The organism is Kitasatospora sp. A2-31 (assembly GCF_022288725.1).
In the GTDB taxonomy this organism is placed as follows: Bacteria; Actinomycetota; Actinomycetes; order Streptomycetales; family Streptomycetaceae; genus Kitasatospora.
Genome location: NZ_JAKNTA010000005.1, coordinates 627,003 through 645,157 on the forward strand (window position 1 = coordinate 627,003; position 18,155 = coordinate 645,157).

The following is an 18,155-nucleotide window of genomic DNA, read 5'->3' on the forward strand; positions in this document are numbered from 1 at the left end:
CGGGAGCGCTCCGGCGGCGCCGGAGGGAACCCGCCGGTAGGAGGGCGGAACTCCGCTTGCACGCGTTCAGCGTGCGGGGGAGGATCTTTTGTGCTTGTAGTCTCATCAGTCGCAGCAGTCCCGTCAGACAGCTGGCTTCCCGGAACCGGAACGAAGGAGTCCCTAGGATGCGGCGACCGAACTGGGTACCGGAGGGCACGGACCTGGACAAACCGAACGCCGCGCGGGTCTACGACTACTACCTCGGCGGTTCCCACAACTTCGAGGTGGACCGGGAGATGGCCCGCAAGGCGATCGCCCTGTGGCCGGAGCTGCCGCAGATCATGCGGTCCAACCGCGCCTTCCTGCGCCGCGCCGTGCAGTTCGTCGCGGAGCAGGGCATCACGCGCTTCCTCGACATCGGTTCCGGCATCCCCACCTTCGGTGCGGTGCACGAGATCGCCCGGGCGATCAACCCCGAGTCCGAGGTGGTCTACGTCGACCGCGACCCCGTCGCCGCCGCCCACAGCCGGCTGCTGCTGCAGGACGACCCGCAGAGCGCCGCCGTCCAGGCCGACCTGCGGGACGTCGACGACCTGCTGGAGCGCCCGGAGGTGCGTGCGCTGCTGGCCCCCGGCGAGCCGGTGGCCGTGCTGCTGGTCGCCGTCCTGCACTTCGTCGGCGACGCCGAGGACCCGTGGAAGCTCGTCGCGGTGCTGCGCGACGCCCTGCCGCCCGGCAGCGCGCTGGTGCTGTCGCACGCCTCCCTGGAGGGCCGCCCCGACCAGGCCGAGGACCACCAGAAGCTGTACCGGATGACGCCCACCCCGCTCACCATGCGCACCGTCGAGCAGATCACCGCGATGTTCGCCGGATTCGAGCTGGTCGAGCCGGGTGTCGTCTACCTGCCGCAGTGGCGTCCGGACCAGCCCGAGGCGGTCGGCCAGCACCCCGAGCGGATGACCGGGGTGGCGGGCGTGGGGTTCCGCGCGTGAGCCTGAGGGCGACGGCGGTCCCCCCGACCGGCGGCCGGGGCGGGAGCGCCCGGCGGCGCGCCGCCGGCGTGGCCGCCGTTGCGCGCAGCGGGGAGGGAGCGTGAGCGAGGCGCCGGTGCCGAGCAGCGCCGAACGGTTCCACGAGGACTGGGCGCGGTTGCTCTCCGGTGACCACGGCACGGTGGTCCATCCCGGCCTGCTGGGCCGGCTGGTCTCCCGGACCGCCGCGCTGCTCCACCGGGCCCAGCAGGACCAGCCCTTCGAGCCGCACCTGGCCGCACAGGCCGGCGCCGAGCTGGTCGAAGCCCACTTCACCGACCCGGTCGTGCTGGCCCGGGCCGTCGAGCTGCTCCAGGAGCAGCCGGCCTCCGACGGCCGCGGTCCGGCGCTGTGCGGCGCCTTCGCGGCCGGCTGGGCCGCCGCCCTGCGCGAGCGCACGCTGCGTGAGCAGGAGGCGATCCGCACCGCCGCCGACGCCGCCCGCAAGGAGGCCGAGCGGGCACTGCGCGCCTCCGAGGCCCGCTTCCGTGCGCTGTTCGAGAGCGCCGCGATCGGCATCGGCATCGGCGACACCGAGGGCAACATCCTGGCCGTCAACAAGGCGCTGCAGGAGCTGTTCGGCGCCGCCCCGGAGGACATGCAGGGCCGCCGGGTCGGCGATCTCGTCCACCCCGAGGACACCCCCGGCGTCTGGGAGGCGTACGAGGAGCTGGTCAGCGGCAAGCGCGACTACTTCCAGTTCGACAAGCCGTACTACCGGCAGGACGGCGAGGTGGTCTGGACCCACCTGACGGTCTCGCTGATCCGCGACGACGACGGCCGCCCGCAGTACCAGGTGGCGATGCTGGAGGACATCACCGACCGCTACCGCCTCCAGGAGCGGCTGCGCCACCAGGCCACCCACGACCCGCTGACCGGCCTGCCCAACCGGGCCGCCTTCTTCGAGCGGCTGGAGAAGCTGTTCGAGGAGCCGGACCCGGGTGCCCGGTTCGGGCTCTGCTACGTCGACCTGGACGGCTTCAAGGTGGTCAACGACAGCCTCGGGCACGACACCGGGGACCAGTTGCTCTCGGCCGTCGCCGCCCGGCTCAAGGCCGCCCTCACCCCGCTCGGCCACCTGGTCGCCCGGCTCGGCGGCGACGAGTTCGTGGTGCTGCTGGAGAACTGCCGGGGCGAGCAGGAGGCGGTGGCCGCCGCCAAGACCGTGCTGAAGGCGCTGGCCGGACCGGTGCTGATCGGGGATCACAAGCTGGCCGTCGGCGCGAGCGTGGGCGTGTTGGAGCGGCGCGTCTCCACCACCACCCCCGGTGCCGCCGTCCGCGCCGCGGACCTCACGCTGTACCGGGCCAAGGAGGCCGGCCGCGGCCGGTGGACGCTCTTCGACCCCAAGGAGAACGCCCGCGCCGTCAGCCGCTACGCGGTCTCGGTCCGGATGCCCGCCGCGCTCGACCGCGGCGAGTTCTTCATCGACTACCAGCCGCTCTACGCACTGGCCGACGGCCGGCTCGCCGCGGTGGAGGCGCTGGTGCGCTGGCGCCACCCGCAGCTCGGCGTGCTCGGCCCGGACGAGTTCGTCACGACCGCGGAGGAGACCGGCCTGATCATGCCGCTCGGCCGCTGGGTGCTGGAGCAGGCGTGCGGTCAGGCGGCAGACTGGGCGAAGCGGTTCGGCGTCGACGCGCCGCAGCTCAACGTCAACCTGGCGGTCCGTCAGGCCCGCAGCGCCGCGCTCGTCGCCGACCTCGACCGGATCCTCGACGCCACCGGCCTGGACCCGGCGCTGCTCCAGCTGGAGATCACCGAGTCGACCGTGGTCGGCCCGGAGGACGAGGCGCTGCGCACCCTGCACGGCCTGGTCGACCTCGGCGTCTCGCTCGCGGTGGACGACTTCGGCACGGGCTGGTCCAACCTCGCCTACCTGCGCGACCTCCCGGTCTCCGGGCTGAAGATCGCCGGCTCGTTCGTCGGCGACCTGCACGACCCGGCCAAGGACGAGGCCACCGGATGGCGGATCGTCAGCGGCCTGGTGTCGATGGCGCACGCGCTCGGGCTGACCGTCACCGCCGAGGGCGTGGAGACCCGCAAGGACGCCGAGCGGCTGCGCAGCATCGGCTGCGACTGGGCGCAGGGCTGGCACTTCGGGCGGCCGGTGCGGCCGGGGGAGATCGCCCGGCGGATCGCCGAGGAGCCGGAGGGCCGGCCGGTCGGGAGCTGACCGGGGCACCGCGCGGGTCGTGCGCTGCGTCTCGGCGGGGGCGGGCCGCGATCCGCCGGCCCCTCGGCGGACCCACCCGATCCATTCCGAATCGGGCATAGGGAACCAATCGCCACAAACCCCTTGACGTGGCGCAGGTCACCTGGGCACGATGAGGCCCTGGCACACCCCGCACCCCGGTGCGGGAAGAACATTGGCCAGTTCGACAGACCGGGCGCTCCGGCGCCCGAGCGAGAGCGGGCGGCGCGCACCCCCTTCGGCCGCGAGAGTCGCTCTCCAGCTTTTCGGCAGTCCCCCCGGGGACTTCCCTCCGGGGCCCCGCCCGCCCCGCGCATCCGTCGCGCGCCCGGGTCCGCCCCGTTCCACCAGGGGCCGCGCCGTGCCCGGCGCCGCCCGCCGCCTCCCCCCGAGAGGCCGTCCTCGATGAGCACCCTGCCCAACCACGTCGTTTCGCACCCGGAGCAGAACGGCCGGCCCAACCGTCGAGCCGAGGACCGGGTCACCGGCCGGCGGCCGATGCGCCGGGCCGGGGACGGCGTTCCCAGCAAGCACAGCGTGACGCTGGTCGTTCCCGCGCAGAACGAGGCCCGCAACATCCCCTGGGTGTTCGAGCAGATCCCGCGCTGCGTCGACGAGGTCATCCTGGTCGACGGTTCGTCCAGCGACGCCACCATCCCGATGGCCCGGCACTGCCTGCCGACCGTGCGCAGCGTCGCCCAGAGCGGTCCCGGCAAGGGCAACGCCCTGCGCACCGGATTCGCCGCCGCCTCCGGCGAGTACATCGTCATGCTGGACGCCGACGGCTCCATGTGGCCCGGCGAGATCCCGCACTTCCTCCACTTCCTCGACCACGGCTACGACTTCGTCAAGGGCTCCCGGTGCATCGCGGGCGGCGGCTCGCTGGACTTCACCCGGATCCGCTCGCTCGGCAACCGCGTGCTGCTCGCCGTGGTCAACCGCCTGTACGACGCACACCTCACCGACCTGTGCTACGGCTACTGTGCCTTCCGCCGCTCCTTCCTGGACGCGCTCGACCTGCGGTCGACCGGCTTCGAGATCGAGGCCGAGATGATCGCGCACGCGCTCCGCTCCGGACTGCGGATCGCCGAGGTGCCGAGCCTGGAACTCCCCCGCCGCAGCGGCCGCTCCCACCTCCACGCCGTCTCCGACGGCCGCCGGGTGCTGAGGACCCTGATCTCCGAGCGTCCCGGCGCCCGGGCCTCGGCGGCCCCTTCCGCGGGGGAGCGATGATGAATGGCTCCGACCGGCGCACCGCAGCTGCCTGCCCGCGCCCTGCCGCCCGTGACTCGCTCTACACCCCCGTCCGCGTCGTCGACCTGGACCTGGACGAGCCGAGCGGGCTGCGCTCGCCCGGCGGTCTCGGCGCCGACGACCCGGCCGGCCGCGTGTTGGCGTTGGTGCGGCTGCACGGACACCCGCTCGGGTTGGTCACGGCCACCGGAACAGCAGGCGACACCGCCACGCTGCGCCGGGCGCTGGTCGACGCCGCTCACCGGGAACTCCCCGTTCCCGCGCTGTCCACCGCGACACCCGCGGCGCGTCCTGGTCGGGTCGGACGCGCCCGGGTGCCTGCGGGCCCGCTGACCGTCAGCGTGATCGTCTGCACCCGGGACCGGGCCGAGCTGCTGCCCAGCTGCCTGGACTCGCTGGTGGACATCGGATCGCCCGCGATCGAGGTGATCCTGGTGGACAACGCCCCCCGGACCGACGCCACCGAGCGGCTGGTCCGATCGCGCTACGGCGACCGGGTCCGGTACGTCCGGGAGCCCCTGCCGGGCCTGTCCCGGGCCCGCAACCGGGGCCTCGCCGCCGCCCGCGGGGACGTCTGCGCCTTCACGGACGACGATGCCATCGCCGACTCCCGCTGGGTGGCGGCCCTGGCGGAGGCGTTCCAGTCGGACGACCGGATCGGCTGCGTGACCGGACTGGTGCTGCCGGCCGAGCTCGACACCGAGGCGCAGTTCGTCCTGGAGGAGTACTGCGGTCCCGGCCGGGGCTTCGCCGCCCGGAGCTGGTCGCTCCGCGAACCGCTGGCCGACCCCCTGGTCCAGTTCTCCACGGGCCGTTTCGGGATGGGCGCCAACATGGCCTTCCGCACCGAGGTGATCCGCTCCCTCGGCGGCTTCGACCCGGCCACCGGCACCGGCACGCCCTCGCGCGGCGGGGAGGACCTGCTCTCCTTCCAGCAGGTGCTGACCGCCGGGCATACCGTCGCCTACCAGCCCGACGCGATCATCTGGCACCGGCACCGGCGGACCATGGAGGCGCTCGCCACCCAGATCCGCGGCTTCGGGGTCGGATTCGGCGCGTACCTCGCGGCGGCGATCTCGCACCGGCCGAGCCTGCTCGCCGAACTCCTCCGGCGGCTGCCCTACGGGGTGTGGCGATGGCACGTCACCCACCGGGTCGGCCCCCGCGTCGGGCGGGTCGACAGCGACACCCTGCGCACCCTCCGGAGGCTGGAGCGCCGGGGGCTGCTGTACGGCCCGTTCTGCTACCTCTTCACCGTCTGGCAGCAGCGCCGCCCCGGGGCGGCGGGCCGCACCGGAGGTCAGCCGTCATGAATGCCCCGATCACCCTGCCGCCCGCGCCCGTCGCGGTCGCCGAGCTGGACCTCGAACACCCGGACGAGCTGCACCGCCCGGGGCGGGGCGAGGTGTTCTCCCCGAACGGCCGCGTGCTCGCGCTGATCCGCTACCGGGGACGGCCCCTCGGCCTGGTGACCGCCGAGGCCGCACCCGGCGACCGGGACGGACTCTGCCGCGCCCTGACCGCCGCGGCCGCCCGTGAACTGGACCTGCCCGCGCCGGCCCCCCGGACGGCGACCGCCGCCGCGCCGGCGGGGCCGGCCGGCACCCCGCTGGTCAGCGTCGTCGTGTGCACGCACGACCGCGCCGACCTGCTGCCGCGCTCCCTGGACGCCCTCCTGGCCGGCACCTACCGGCACACCGAGGTGATCGTCGTCGACAACGCCCCCTCGGACCGGGCCACCGAACTGCTCGTCCGGCTCCGCTACCAGGGCCGCGTCCGCTACGTGCACGAGCCGGTGCCCGGCCTGGCCCGGGCCCGCAACCGCGGCCTGGCCGCGGCCCACGGCGAGATCTGCGCCTTCGCCGACGACGACCTCCTGATCGACGCCGGGTGGGCGGCCGCCCTGGTCGACGGCTTCGCGGACCCGCGGGTGGGCTGTGTGACCGGCCTGGTCCTGCCCGCCGAACTGGACACCCGGGCGCAGATCGCGCTGGAGCGCTACTGCGGCTACGCGAAGGGCTTCACCGTGCGCAGCTGGTCGCTCGCCGAACCGTCCGACGACCCGCTGTTCCCGTTCGCCACCGGCCGGCTCGGCACCGGCGCCAACATGGCCTTCCGCACCGGCCTCCTCCGGTCCCTCGGCGGCTTCGACCCCGCCACCAGTACCGGCACCCCGGCCCGCGGCGGGGAGGACCTGCTCTCCTTCCTGCAGGTGCTGACCTCCGGCCACACCGTCGTGTACCGGCCGGACGCCCTGGTCTGGCACCCCCACCGCCGCTCCATGGAGTCGCTGACCAAGCAGGTCTTCGGCTTCGGGGTCGGATTCGGCGCCTACCTCGCCGCCGCCGCCCGCCGGCAGCCGCTCCTGCTGGCCGCCCTGCTCGCCCGGGTGCCGCGCGGAGTCCGGCAGACCCTGCGCCGGGGCACCCCGGCCGGGGCACGCCGCGACCCGCTGATGGCCCGCCTCGGGCGACTGGAGCTCCTCGGGCTGGTCTACGGGCCGGTCTGCTACCTGCGCAGCGTCCGGATGCAACACCGGGCCGACCACTCGGCGAGGTCGTGATGTCCGCCCTCGACCACGCCCGCTCCCGGCGCAGGACCGCGTCCGCCCGGCCGTGCTCGTGCCCGTTGGCGCTGCCCTGCGAGTGCTCCTACCCGGTGCTGCTGCGAGCCCGGCTCAGGGCGGCGACCGAGCGCCTGCGCGCGGACTCTCTGATGCACAACGGCCATGTGCTGGCCGCGAGTTCGATCGTCGCAGCCGGGCTCGGTGCGTTCTTCTGGATCCTCGCCACCCGCTACTACTCCGTCGAGGCGGTCGGGCGCAGCTACGCGGCACTGTCGGCCGCGATGTTCCTGGCCACGCTCGGCAGCCTCAACCTCGGGGACGCCCTGGTGCGGTTCGTCCCCGCCGCCGGCCGGCACACCAGGCGACTGGTGCTGTGGTGCTACGCGGTCAGCGCCGGGTGCAGCGCCCTGGTCGCGGTCGGCTTCCTGCTGCTGCTCCCGGTGGTCGCACCCAACCTGCGCTACCTGCACTCGCCGGTGCTCGCGGTCTCCTTCGTCGCGGCCACCGCCGGCTACGCGATCTTCGTCCTGCAGGACGGCGCGCTCACCGGAACCCGCCGCACGGGCTGGGTGCTCGGCGAGAACGCGGTCTTCGCGGTCGCCAAGTCCCTGCTCCTCGCCGGCTGCGCGGCCCTGGCCGTCGGCACCGGCATCCTGGTCGCCTGGGCGGTCGCCATGGTGGTCTCGATCGGGCTGGCCAACGTGGTGCTGTTCCGCCGGGCCGTGCCGGTCCACGCCGCGGCCGACGACGGCACCGCCGAACCGCCCCAGCGGGTCCTGCGCTGGGCCGGTGCCGACTACCTCGGCAACCTCTTCAGCTTCGCGAGCTACAGCGCCGTCCCCCTGATCGTGCTGGCCCAGCTCGGCCCGGAGGGCAGCGCCTACTACTCGCTGGCCTTCGTCATCGCCTCCACCCTCTTCGTCGCGACGTTCAGCATGGGCCACTCCCTGGTGGTCGAGGGCGCCCGCGACCCGCGGAGGCTCGCCGAGTACGCCGGGCGGATGCTGCGCCACACCGGACTGCTGCTGTCGGGCGCCGTGCTCGTCATCGTCGTCGGCGCGCCCTGGATCCTGAGCGTGTTCGGTGCCGCGTACGCGGAGAACGGCACCGCGGTGCTGCGGCTGCTCGCCCTGTGCGCGCTGCCGATCGCGGTGACCAACGTGGTCATCCAGGTGTCCCGGGTCCGTCGCGCGCTGTCGTGGATGGTCGGGGTGCGGATGGCCTCCGCCGTCATGATCATCACTCTGGTCTCGGTGCTGCTGCCGCGGTACGGACTGGTCGGTGTGGGCCTCGCCTGGGTGATCGCCGAGTACACGCTGGCGGCGTTCCTGCTCGTCGTCCTGCGGCGCTGGCTGCGGACCACGGAGGCGCCGGCCGTCGAGCCGCGGGTCGCGGAGCCGGCCGCCACGGAAGGAGGCGAGGGCGATGACCACTGACCGCTCCGCCGAGCCGGTCGACCTGTCGTCCGACCGGGGCGGTGACCGGACCCCCGGGCCCGTCGACGGCCCCGGGCCGAGCCTGACCGTCGTGATCTGCGCCTACACCGTCGAGCGCTGGGACGACCTGTGCGCCGCCGTCGCCTCCGTCCACGCCCAGCACCGCCCCCCGGACGAGCTGCTGCTCGTCGTCGACCACTGCCCCGAACTGCTCCGCCTCGCCCGGGAACACCTCTCCACCGGCCTGCGGATCATCGCCAACGAACAGCGGCGCGGTCTCTCCGGAGCCCGCAACACCGCCCTGCGAGCGGCCCGCGGCGAGCTGATCGCCTTCCTCGACGACGACGCCACGGCCGCCCCCGACTGGACCGGGCACCTGCTGGCCGGCTACCGGGCACCGGAGGTGCTCGGCGTCGGCGGCCTCGTCCGGCCGTGGTGGCAGAGCGGCCGCCCCGGCTGGTTCCCGCCCGAGTTCGACTGGGTGGTCGGCTGCTCCTACCGGGGTCTGCCGCGCCAAGCCGCCCGGGTACGCAACTTCATCGGCGCCAACATGTCCTTCCGTCGCGCCGAGGCCCTCGCCGCCGGCGGCTTCCGGACCGACCTCGGCCGGGTCGGGCGGCGCCCGCTCGGCTGTGAGGAGACCGAACTCTGCATCCGGCTGGCCGCCCGGCACCCCGGCGCCGTGCTCCGCTACGAGCCGGCCGCCGCCGTCCGCCACCGGGTGCCGCCGGCCCGCACCACGTTCTCCTACTTCGCCGCGCGCTGCTTCGCCGAAGGCCGTTCCAAGGCCGCGGTGGTACGGCACGACGGCGCCGCCGCCGGCCTCGCGAGCGAGCGCACCTACCTGCGGCACACCGTGCCCGCCGCGGTGCTGCGCAGCCTGCGCCGGTGGCGCCCCGCCACGGCGGCGGCGCTCTGCGCCGGCGTCGCCCTGACCGCCGCCGGCTACCTCACCGGTTCCGCCGGCGGCCGAACCGGACGGACCGCACTCCGCCGGACCGGGGCGGTCCGTCCGGTCACCGGGGGCCAGCGCACCGGGGGCCGGCGCACCGGTGACGAGCCCACCGGTGACGAGCCCACCCACGACCGGCCCACCGGTGACCGGCCCACCCCGCACGACCAGCCGACCCACGACGAGCAGACCGAGGCCCGCCCCGCCGCCGGCGGCCGGCCGCCCACCGGCGCACCCACCCGGGGCGCGCCATGAGCGGGATACCGGTCTTCCTCTACCACTCGGTCTCGGACGACCCGCCGTCCTGGCTCGCGCCGTACACCGTCACGCCCGCCCTGTTCCGCGAGCAGCTGGCCCGCATCGCGGACAACGGCCTCCAGCTCGTACCGCTGCGCCGCCTGGTCGCCGCCCTGCGCGGCGGACCGCAGCTGCCGCCCGGCGCCGCCGTCCTGACCTTCGACGACGGCTACGCCGACTTCTACTGGACGGTCGCCCCGATCCTCTCCGACGAGGGGCTGCCCGCCACCCTGTACGTCACCACCGGAGCCCTCCACCCGCCCGGCGGGCGCGGCACCGGCAGCCTGCTGCCGCCGGCACCGATGCTGAACTGGCGCCAGCTCGGCACCCTGGACGCCCTGGGCGTCGAGATCGGCGCCCACTCCCGGAGCCACGTCCCGCTGGACACCGTCTACGGCAAGCGGCTGACCGACGAGATCGCCGGCTGCAAGACGGTCCTGGAGGACGTGCTCGGCCACGAGGTCGTCTCCTTCGCCTACCCCCACGGGTACTCGGGCGCCGAGGTCCGCCGCAAGGTCGCCCAGGCCGGGTACACCTCGGCCGCCGCCGTCCGGAACGCCTTCAGTTCCCCGGCGGACGACCCGCTGCGGATCGCCCGCCTGATGGTCCGCGCCGACACGCCGCCGCAGGTGTTCGACGACTGGACCAAGCGCCGGGGCGCCCCGACCGCGCCCTTCCACGAGAGTGCCGCCACCCGGGCGTGGCGGACGTACCGCCGCCTGCGCGCGGCCCTCGGCCGCCCGCCGGGCGGACCACCGAGGGGCCGCGGTCAGGAGTGATCACAGTGACCGACTCCCTGGAACGTGAAGACGTCCGACCCGACCCGCGGACACCGGCTCACCGCCCACTCGCCAAGCGCACCTCCGGCCACCGGACCGGCGGTCTCCGCACGGCCCTCGCCGCCCCCGGCTGGTCCGGCTGGGTGGTCCGCGGCGCCCTGCCGGCCGCACTGGCGCTCTGGCTGCTGGCCCTCTCCCGGACGCAGCTCTCCCGGATGGGCGACCTCGGTCTGCTCCAGGCACTGCCGCCGGCCTACTTCGCCGCCCTGGTGCTGCTCACCCTCGGCTTCGTCACCGCCCTGCGCGCCCCGAGGATCCGCCACCGGTGGCCCGGTGCCTACGTCCTGGCGCTGATCCTGGTGATCCACGCGACGCCCAGCCTGCTCTACCCGACCCTGCGCTACGCCTGGGCCTGGAAGCACGTCGCGATCGTCGACGCCATGCTGCGCCACGGCGGGACGGTGCCGGGCGCCGGCAAGCTCGACGTCTACAACCAGTGGCCCGGCTTCTTCGAGCTGCACGCCCTGGTCCTGCGCGCCACCGGCCTGGACTCCGTCCTGGGCTACGCCTCCTGGTACCCGGTGATCACCAACCTGCTGCTGCTCGGGCCGCTGCTGATGCTCTACCGGAGCATCACCAGGGACCGCCGGCTGGTCTGGGGCGGGGTGTGGCTCTACTTCTCGACCGCCTGGGTCGGCCAGGACTACTTCTCCCCGCAGGCCTTCGCCTACCTGGTCTCGCTCACCGTGGTCGCGCTGGTCATGCGTCAGCTGGCGGTGACACGGACGCTCGCGCCGGCCGGGCACGGGCCCGCGGAGCGCCGGGCGGGCCCGCCCGGCGCCCGGGCCCTGTCGACGGCCGACGAGGTCCCGCCGCGCGGCGGCTGGCGGGTGGCGCCGTTCCTGCTGCTCCTGGTGCTGCTCGCGGTGATCGTCTCCTCGCACCAGCTGACCCCGGTCATGCTGGCCGTGAGCCTGGCCCTGCTGGCCCTGGGCCGCCGCAACCGCCGCACGGTGCTGCCGGTGCTGGGCGCGCTGGTCGGCCTGACCGTGCTCTGGGACGCCACCGTGGCCCGACCGTTCGTGTCGCAGAACCTGGCCGGCCTGATCACCGCCCTGGGCTCGCCGGACCACAACGCGGTGTCGGGCCTGGCCCAGCTGGGACAGGCCGCCCCCGGCCAGATCATGACCTCCTGGGCCGACCGCTTCCTGACCGGCGCCGTCCTCCTGCTCGCCCTCGCCGCGCTGGTCCGCCGCCGCTCGGTGCGCCGGGTCGGCCTGGTACCGCTGCTGGTGGCGCCGCTCCTGGTGCTGCTCGCCAACGCCTACGACGGGGAGATGCTCTTCCGGGCCTACCTGTTCGCCCTGCCGGCCGCCGCCTTCCTCGCCGCGACCCTCCTCTGGGGCGCCCGGGACGCCAAGCCCGCCGACCCGAAGCCCGCCGACACGCAGCCGGCCAGGCCCGCCGACGCCAGGCCCGCCGACGCCCCGTCCGGCCCCGACTCCGGCTCCCCGTCCGACCGCACGCCCGCTCCGCCGGCCGGCCGGCCCGGCGGCCCGGTGCGGACCGGCCTCACCGCCGTCGTCCTGCTCGGTCTGCTCGGCGGCATGCTCTTCGGCTACTTCGGCAAGGAGAGCATGAACTACTTCACCCCGCAGGAGGCCGCCGCACTCCGCTACGTCGCCGCCACCCCGGCCGGCTCGCGGATCGTCTCGCTGACCGCCAACGAGCCGGGAGGCGAACTGCACTACGACGACCACGACCGGCTCGTCCTCAGCGACGCCTCCCACGAGGACCTGAAGCGCCTGGTGGCCAACCCCGGTGACGTCCTGCGGATGATGCTGGAGCGCCCGAACGTCGCGGGCGGCCCGACCTACCTGATCCTGACCCGGGCCCAGCTCGCCGAGTGCGAGCTCACCGGCCTGCTGCCGGTCTCCGCGACGGAGGGCTTCGCGGCCGCGGCGGCGACCGCCCCCGACCTCCGGCTGGTGTTCTCCAACGACGACTCCGTCGTCTACCAGTACGTCCCGTCCGGCGGCGTGGGCGCCGGCTCCGCCCCGACCGGAGGGAGGACGTCATGACCGTCCGACCGTGGACCCTGCCGCGCGCACTTCCCGCGCTCTGCGGCTGGACCGCCCTCGCCGCCCTGCTGCTCCCGGCCGGGAACCCGCTGCGGGCCGTCGTCGCCGGCGTCTTCCTGCTCGCCGGCCCGGGTGCGGCGGCCGTGGCCTGGGCCCGGCCGGGCCCGTCCTGGCGCGACCGGGGGCCCGGCCGGGTGAGCGCCGCCGCGCTGGCCGTGACGGTCAGCCTGGCGCTCACGATGCTGACGGCGGAGGCACTGTTCTTCACCCACTCCTTCACGGTCGGCCGGGCCGTGCTGGTCCTCGCCGTGCTCACCACCCTCCTGACGGTGCTCCCGCGCCGCCTCCCCGCCGCCCCCGCGCCAGCGCCCGCGCCCCCGCCGGCCCCCTCGTCCGGCGAGCCCGCCGGCCGTTCCCGCCGCCCCGGGTGGCTCCGGAGGCCGTCCGGCGGCGGCCCCGCGGTCCGGTGGCGGACGCTGCCGGTGGCCGGCGTGCTGCTGCTGGCCGTCGCCTGCGGAACGGCCAGCGGCGCCGGCACCGGCGTCAGCGCGGTCCTGCAGCCGCACACCTCGGCCGCGGCGTCCACGGGCGACGCGGACGTCCCGCCGCCGGTCGGTGCGGACCAGCCGCCCGGAGCCGGCCCGTGGCACCAGGTGTTCCGGGACGACTTCGACGGCACCGGCCTGGACGGCTCCAAGTGGACCACCTGCTACGACTGGAACGTCCGGGGCTGCACCAACGCCGGCAACCACGAGGACCAGTGGTACCTCCCGGGCCAGGTCGCGGTGGGGAACGGCGCACTCACCCTCACCGCCCAGCGCCGAGCGACGTCCGGCAGCGACGGGAAGGTCTACCCCTGGACGTCCGGCATGGTCTCCACGGGCCGCGACAACTGGGACGGCAACCCGCGGCACACCTTCACCTACGGGTACTTCGCCGCCGCGATCAGGACCACCGACCAGCCGCTCGGCATGTTCCCGGCGTTCTGGCTGCTCTCCGCCGACACCAGGGGCGGGCTCCCGGAGCTCGACGCCGCCGAGTTCATCAACAGCAACCGGTACGTCGACCTCAACCTGCACGCCGAGGCCCCCGACGGCACCGACATCGACGCCCACTACGCCCACGGCCCGGCGGACTTCGCCGTCGGCTACCACGTCTTCGGGCTCGACTGGGAGCCCGACGCCGTCACCTGGTACGTCGACGGCGTGCAGGTCTTCCAGGTCACCGACCGGGCCTCGATCCCGACCACCCCGATGGAACTGATCCTCAACCTCGCCGTGGGTTACCAGCAGTCGCCCCCGCCCGGCGTCGACTCGACGCAGGTACGCGTCGACTGGGTCGGCGTGTGGCAGCACTGAGCGCACGACCGACCGGACCGCAGCGCACCCGACCAGCGGCACTCCCGAGCACACGAACCACAGGAGGCACGACATGAACCGGGCCGACCACACCCGACCGACCGGGCTGGACCTGGACCTGGACCGGGAGACCGCGGTCCTACTCGTCAAGGTGGGGAAGTACCCCCTGGCGCACGGGCCGGTCGGCGCCGTGCGATCGCTGGGCCGTGCCGGGGTGCCGGTGTACGCGATGGTCGAGGACCGGCTCACGCCGACGGCGCTCTCCCGCTACCTGACGCGCGCCTTCGTCCGGCCCACCACCGGGCGCGAGGGCACCGACCGGCTGCTCGCCGTCGTCCGGGAGGTCGGCCGGGAGATCGGCGGCCGGTGCATCGCCCTGCCCACCGACGACGAGGCCGCCGTCCTGCTCGCCGAGCACGCCGAGGAGCTGTCCCCGTACTTCGTGCTGCCGCCCGTGCCCGCCGGGCTTCCCCGGCGACTGGCCAACAAGGGTGCCATGCACGCGATCTGCGAGGAGCACGACGTCCCGGCGCCCGTCACCGTCGCCCCGGGCGACCACGACGAGCTGCTGGCGGCCGCGAAGACCTGCGGCTACCCGATGGTGCTGAAGAACCTGGAGCCGTTCACCCGGCTCAGCCGCCCGGTGGTCCACCACTCCACGGTCGTGCGCGACGAGCAGGAGCTGCTGGCCGCCTGCCCGCCGAACGGCCGGCTCTCGGTGCTGGCCCAGGAGTACCTGGCCCCGGAACGCTCGGAGGACTGGATCACCCACCTGTGCTGCGGCCCGGGCGGCGAACCGCTCGCCGTCTTCACCGGGCAGAAGCTGCGCTCGTACCCGCCCTCGGGCGGGTTCACCACCCGGGCGGTGTCGCTGCCCAACCCCGAGCTGGCCGGACTCGCCGTCCGGCTCTGCCGGGCGCTGGGCTTCAGCGGCATCGCCGACCTCGACTGGCGGCTGGACCTGCGGGACGGCAGGTACAAGCTGCTCGACTTCAATCCCCGCACCGGTGCCCAGTTCCGGCTGTTCGAGACGGCCGACGGCGTGGACGTGGTCCGCGCCCTGCACCTGTCCCTCACCGGGCGCCCGGTACCGCGCGGTCCGCAGCTCCACCGCTTCTTCGGGGTGGGACAGCTGGACGTGCTCTCCGCCGCCGTCACGTACTGGCAGGACCGGCGCCCGCTGCCGGACCTGAAGCCGCGGCGGTCCACGGAGCGTGCCTGGCTGTGCCGTGACGACCCGGCACCGGCCGCCGTCATGGCGCTCCGCTTCGGCGGCCAGGGGACACGCCGCGTGGCCGGCTACGCCGGCCAGCGGATGACCAAGGGCCTTGCCCTGGGAGGTTCGAAATGAACTCGATCACCGATGTGCCCGTCGCGATCGTCGGCGCCGGTCCGTACGGGCTGGCCGTCGCGACGCACCTCAGGGCGCGGAGCGTTCCGGCACGCATCATGGGCGTGCCGATGGGCAGTTGGCGGGCACGCATGCCCGCGGGGATGTTCCTGAAGTCCACCCCCCGGGCCTCGTCCATCGCGGATCCCGAGCGCCGGTTCGGGCTGAACGACTTCCGGGCCGCCAGGAACCAGCCCCGGGTGGGCGACCGCTACGCCGTGCCGCTCGACGAGTTCGTCCGCTACGGCGAGTGGTACCAGCAGCGGTGCGTGCCCGGGGTGGAGCGCGCGGCCGTGGTCCGGGTCGAGGGGGCGCCACCGGGCTTCCGGCTCCACCTGGACACCGGCGAGGCGTTCACGACCCGTGCGGTGGTGATGGCCAGCGGCTTCCCGCCGTACGCGCGGATCCCCGCCGACCTGCAGCCGCTCGTCGCGGCGGGCCTCGCCTCGCACACCTCGGACCACGCCGACCTGGCGAAGTTCGCCGGCCAGCGGGTCGCGGTGATCGGAGCCGGGCAGTCGGCGCTGGAGAGCGCCACGCTGATGTACGAGGCGGGCGCCGAACCGGTCCTGGTCGCCAGGGCGGAGCGCCTGCAGTTCGGCGAGCCGCCCGACTCGGACCGGCCGGGCGACCGGACGTGGCCGACGCGGATCGCGCATCCGGGGTCCCCGCTGGGCCCGGGCTGGTCGTTCGTGGCGTTCACCCGGGCTCCGGCGGCCTTCCGGTACCTGCCGGACCGCACCAGGGCGGAGCTGGTGCGCACGGTGCTCGGACCGTCCGGGGCATGGTGGCTGCCCGAGCGGGCGCTCGGCCGGTTCCCGGTGCTCACCGGGCACCGGGTGGCGTCGGCCGAGGAGGTCGGCGGCCGGGTCCGGCTCCGGCTGCGCGGCACCACCGACACCCTGGAGGTCGACCAGGTGCTGGCCGCCACCGGGTACCGGGTCGACGTCGAGCGGCTGGAGATGCTGGACCCGGCGCTGCGCCGGGCGGTGGCCCGGCGCAACGGCGGCGCGCCCAGGCTGTCCCACGGCTTCGAGTCCTCGGTGCCCGGGCTCTACTTCACCGGCCTGTCCGCCGCCGACACCTTCGGGCCGATGATGCGCTTCGTCTGCGGCACGGGCTTCGCAGCCCGGCAGATCAGCCGGGCGATCGCCTCGGAGGTGCGCTGACCGGCCTGATCCGGGCCCCGGTCCGGCCGGCCCCGCCCACCGCCGGACCGGTACCCGCACCCCGTCTGTGCCCCATTTCACAGACCGTCCGCATCCGCACCCGGAAGGGCCGCCCCACCTGGAGTTTTGAGCACGTGCACGATCGATGCCGCGGTTCCGGCCGCGGCGTCGGGCTTGCGTACGGACCGTTCCCTCGTTCAGGCTGCTGGCTCCACAGCCGGGGGGGAACGAAAGGTCCTCCCCCTCATGCCCAAGCACTCGAAGCACCGTGCCCGCAGCACGTTCACCGGCCGGCGAAGGCTCGCCGTCCTCGCCCTCGCGATCGCCGCGACCGGAACCGGAGCGGCCGCCGCCTGGGCCCTGCCGACCGCGCCGGCCGAGCCGGTGGTGGTCGACTCGCTGTCGGTCACGCCGCCGGCTCCCGGCGACGGCGCGGCGGTCACCGCCACCGCCCAGCTGCACGCCACCAAGCGGACCGCGGTGCAGGCCCTGACCATCGCGGTCCGCGGGGCCGACGGCACCCACTACGACTTCCGCGGCGCCATCCCGACGACGCTGTCCTCGACGCAGCGGACGTTCACGCCGGAGAGCCGCACCTTCCCGGCCGGCAAGTACACGTACTTCGTGGCCTACGAGGTCAACAACACCTGGCACAACCTGGCGCCGATCGGCACCTTCACCGCCGGTGCGACGACGCCGACGCCGACGCCGACTCCGACGCCGAGCCCCACCGCGACGGCCACGGCCACCGCGTCCCCGTCGGCCACCTCGTCGCCCACGGCCACCTCGTCGCCCACGGCCACCGCGTCCCCGTCGGCCACCGCGTCGCCGACCCCGAGCACCTCGCCGTCGCCCACCAAGTCGCCCACCGCCACGGCCACGCCGACGCCGACCGCCACCGCCACGGCCACGCCGACGCCCAGCGCCACGGCCACGCCCACCCAGCCGTCCGGCTCCGGCGCAGCCCCGCTCGGCATCCCCGGCACCTGGCGCTCGGTCTTCGCCGACGAGTTCAACGGCTCGTCGCTGGACGGCTCGAAGTGGAACCCCAACTGGTTCGGCTGCGCCACCTGCACGACGCCCCCGGTGAACGGCGCCGAGTCCGCCGCCTACGCCCCGTCCCAGATCAGCGAGAGCGGCGGCAGCCTGCACCTCAAGGCCGAGCAGAAGCCGGCCACGGTGAACGGCAAGAACTACGCGTACACCTCGGGCCTGGTCAACACCAACGGCAAGGCCCAGTTCACCTACGGCGCCTTCGAGGCCCGGATCTACCTGCCGGCGTCCGGTTCGCAGGTCGCCAACTGGCCGGCCTTCTGGACCGACGGCCAGAACTGGCCCGCCGACGGTGAGCTGGACGTGATGGAGGGCCTGAGCGGTCAGGCCTGCTACCACTTCCACTCGCCGTCCGGCGGCCCCGGCGGCTGCGCCCCGGGCAACTACAGCGGCTGGCACACCTTCGGTGCGGACTGGCAGCCGGGCTCGGTGACCTACTACTACGACGGCGTGAAGGTCGGCCAGATCACCAGCGGCATCACCTCGGCGCCGATGTACCTGATCCTCAACAACGCGGTCTACGCCTCCGGCCCGACCGTGACCCCGGCGGACATGCAGGTCGACTACGTGCGCGTCTGGCAGCACTGACCCGGTCCTGACCGGCCCGGACCGC

General features: G+C 74.6%; 13 protein-coding genes. All 13 read left to right on the top strand.

The features are described from left to right. The first annotated feature begins 167 nt into the window (after positions 1-167). The 13 genes from MCM47_RS17580 (at position 168) to MCM47_RS17640 (ending at position 18,130) form a co-directional block, all read left to right on the top strand. On the top strand, positions 168-974 hold the full coding sequence (locus MCM47_RS17580) for an SAM-dependent methyltransferase (protein ID WP_238862563.1): 807 nt from the start codon (positions 168-170) through the stop codon (positions 972-974). Between the two features lie 100 nt (positions 975-1,074). Continuing rightward, complete coding sequence (locus tag MCM47_RS17585) at positions 1,075-3,189, top strand: EAL domain-containing protein (RefSeq protein ID WP_238862564.1); 2,115 nt, start codon at positions 1,075-1,077, stop codon at positions 3,187-3,189. Positions 3,190-3,612: 423 nt separating this feature from the next. Next, complete coding sequence (locus MCM47_RS17590; protein ID WP_238862565.1) at positions 3,613-4,440, top strand: glycosyltransferase family 2 protein; 828 nt, start codon at positions 3,613-3,615, stop codon at positions 4,438-4,440. Continuing rightward, positions 4,440-5,774, top strand: coding sequence for a glycosyltransferase family 2 protein (locus tag MCM47_RS17595; RefSeq protein ID WP_238862566.1), 1,335 nt, complete (start codon positions 4,440-4,442; stop codon positions 5,772-5,774). The genes MCM47_RS17590 and MCM47_RS17595 overlap by 1 nt, the downstream gene beginning before the upstream one ends. Continuing rightward, positions 5,771-7,024 (top strand): glycosyltransferase family 2 protein, encoded by a 1,254-nt coding sequence (locus MCM47_RS17600; RefSeq protein WP_238862567.1) that lies wholly within the window; start codon positions 5,771-5,773, stop codon positions 7,022-7,024. Before MCM47_RS17595 ends, MCM47_RS17600 begins: the two co-directional genes overlap by 4 nt. Next, positions 7,024-8,463 (top strand): lipopolysaccharide biosynthesis protein, encoded by a 1,440-nt coding sequence (locus MCM47_RS17605; RefSeq protein WP_238862568.1) that lies wholly within the window; start codon positions 7,024-7,026, stop codon positions 8,461-8,463. The genes MCM47_RS17600 and MCM47_RS17605 overlap by 1 nt, the downstream gene beginning before the upstream one ends. Then, on the top strand, positions 8,453-9,670 hold the full coding sequence (locus MCM47_RS17610; protein WP_238862569.1) for a glycosyltransferase: 1,218 nt from the start codon (positions 8,453-8,455) through the stop codon (positions 9,668-9,670). Before MCM47_RS17605 ends, MCM47_RS17610 begins: the two co-directional genes overlap by 11 nt. Then, entirely contained in the window at positions 9,667-10,491 is an 825-nt protein-coding gene (locus MCM47_RS17615; protein ID WP_238862570.1) for a polysaccharide deacetylase family protein, read from the top strand. The genes MCM47_RS17610 and MCM47_RS17615 overlap by 4 nt, the downstream gene beginning before the upstream one ends. A gap of 5 nt (positions 10,492-10,496) precedes the next feature. Then, positions 10,497-12,572, top strand: a complete 2,076-nt coding sequence (locus tag MCM47_RS17620; protein ID WP_238862571.1) for a glycosyltransferase — start codon at positions 10,497-10,499, stop codon at positions 12,570-12,572. Further along, positions 12,569-13,930 carry a family 16 glycosylhydrolase gene (locus MCM47_RS17625; protein ID WP_238862572.1) on the top strand — a complete coding sequence of 454 codons (1,362 nt, stop codon included), beginning with the start codon at positions 12,569-12,571 and terminating at the stop codon, positions 13,928-13,930. Before MCM47_RS17620 ends, MCM47_RS17625 begins: the two co-directional genes overlap by 4 nt. 73 nt (positions 13,931-14,003) lie before the next feature. Continuing rightward, the gene (locus MCM47_RS17630; RefSeq protein WP_238862573.1) at positions 14,004-15,281 is read left to right on the top strand and encodes an ATP-grasp domain-containing protein; all 1,278 of its coding nucleotides are present in this window, start codon (positions 14,004-14,006) and stop codon (positions 15,279-15,281) included. After that, entirely contained in the window at positions 15,278-16,489 is a 1,212-nt protein-coding gene (locus MCM47_RS17635) for an NAD(P)-binding domain-containing protein (RefSeq protein ID WP_238862574.1), read from the top strand. The genes MCM47_RS17630 and MCM47_RS17635 overlap by 4 nt, the downstream gene beginning before the upstream one ends. Before the next feature lie 246 nt (positions 16,490-16,735). Beyond that, positions 16,736-18,130 (top strand): family 16 glycosylhydrolase, encoded by a 1,395-nt coding sequence (locus MCM47_RS17640; protein ID WP_238862575.1) that lies wholly within the window; start codon positions 16,736-16,738, stop codon positions 18,128-18,130. Positions 18,131-18,155 lie beyond the last annotated feature (25 nt).

Excerpts from the sequence above, each read along its gene's own strand:
- MCM47_RS17580 (WP_238862563.1), top strand. The coding sequence starts at position 168 with ATGCGGCGACCGAACTGGGTACCGGAGGGCACGGACCTGGACAAACCG.
- MCM47_RS17590 (WP_238862565.1), top strand. The coding sequence starts at position 3,613 with ATGAGCACCCTGCCCAACCACGTCGTTTCGCACCCGGAGCAGAACGGC.
- MCM47_RS17595 (WP_238862566.1), top strand. The coding sequence starts at position 4,440 with ATGAATGGCTCCGACCGGCGCACCGCAGCTGCCTGCCCGCGCCCTGCC.
- MCM47_RS17600 (WP_238862567.1), top strand. The coding sequence starts at position 5,771 with ATGAATGCCCCGATCACCCTGCCGCCCGCGCCCGTCGCGGTCGCCGAG.
- MCM47_RS17605 (WP_238862568.1), top strand. The coding sequence starts at position 7,024 with ATGTCCGCCCTCGACCACGCCCGCTCCCGGCGCAGGACCGCGTCCGCC.
- MCM47_RS17610 (WP_238862569.1), top strand. The coding sequence starts at position 8,453 with ATGACCACTGACCGCTCCGCCGAGCCGGTCGACCTGTCGTCCGACCGG.
- MCM47_RS17615 (WP_238862570.1), top strand. The coding sequence starts at position 9,667 with ATGAGCGGGATACCGGTCTTCCTCTACCACTCGGTCTCGGACGACCCG.
- MCM47_RS17625 (WP_238862572.1), top strand. The coding sequence starts at position 12,569 with ATGACCGTCCGACCGTGGACCCTGCCGCGCGCACTTCCCGCGCTCTGC.
- MCM47_RS17630 (WP_238862573.1), top strand. The coding sequence starts at position 14,004 with ATGAACCGGGCCGACCACACCCGACCGACCGGGCTGGACCTGGACCTG.
- MCM47_RS17635 (WP_238862574.1), top strand. The coding sequence starts at position 15,278 with ATGAACTCGATCACCGATGTGCCCGTCGCGATCGTCGGCGCCGGTCCG.
- MCM47_RS17640 (WP_238862575.1), top strand. The coding sequence starts at position 16,736 with ATGCCCAAGCACTCGAAGCACCGTGCCCGCAGCACGTTCACCGGCCGG.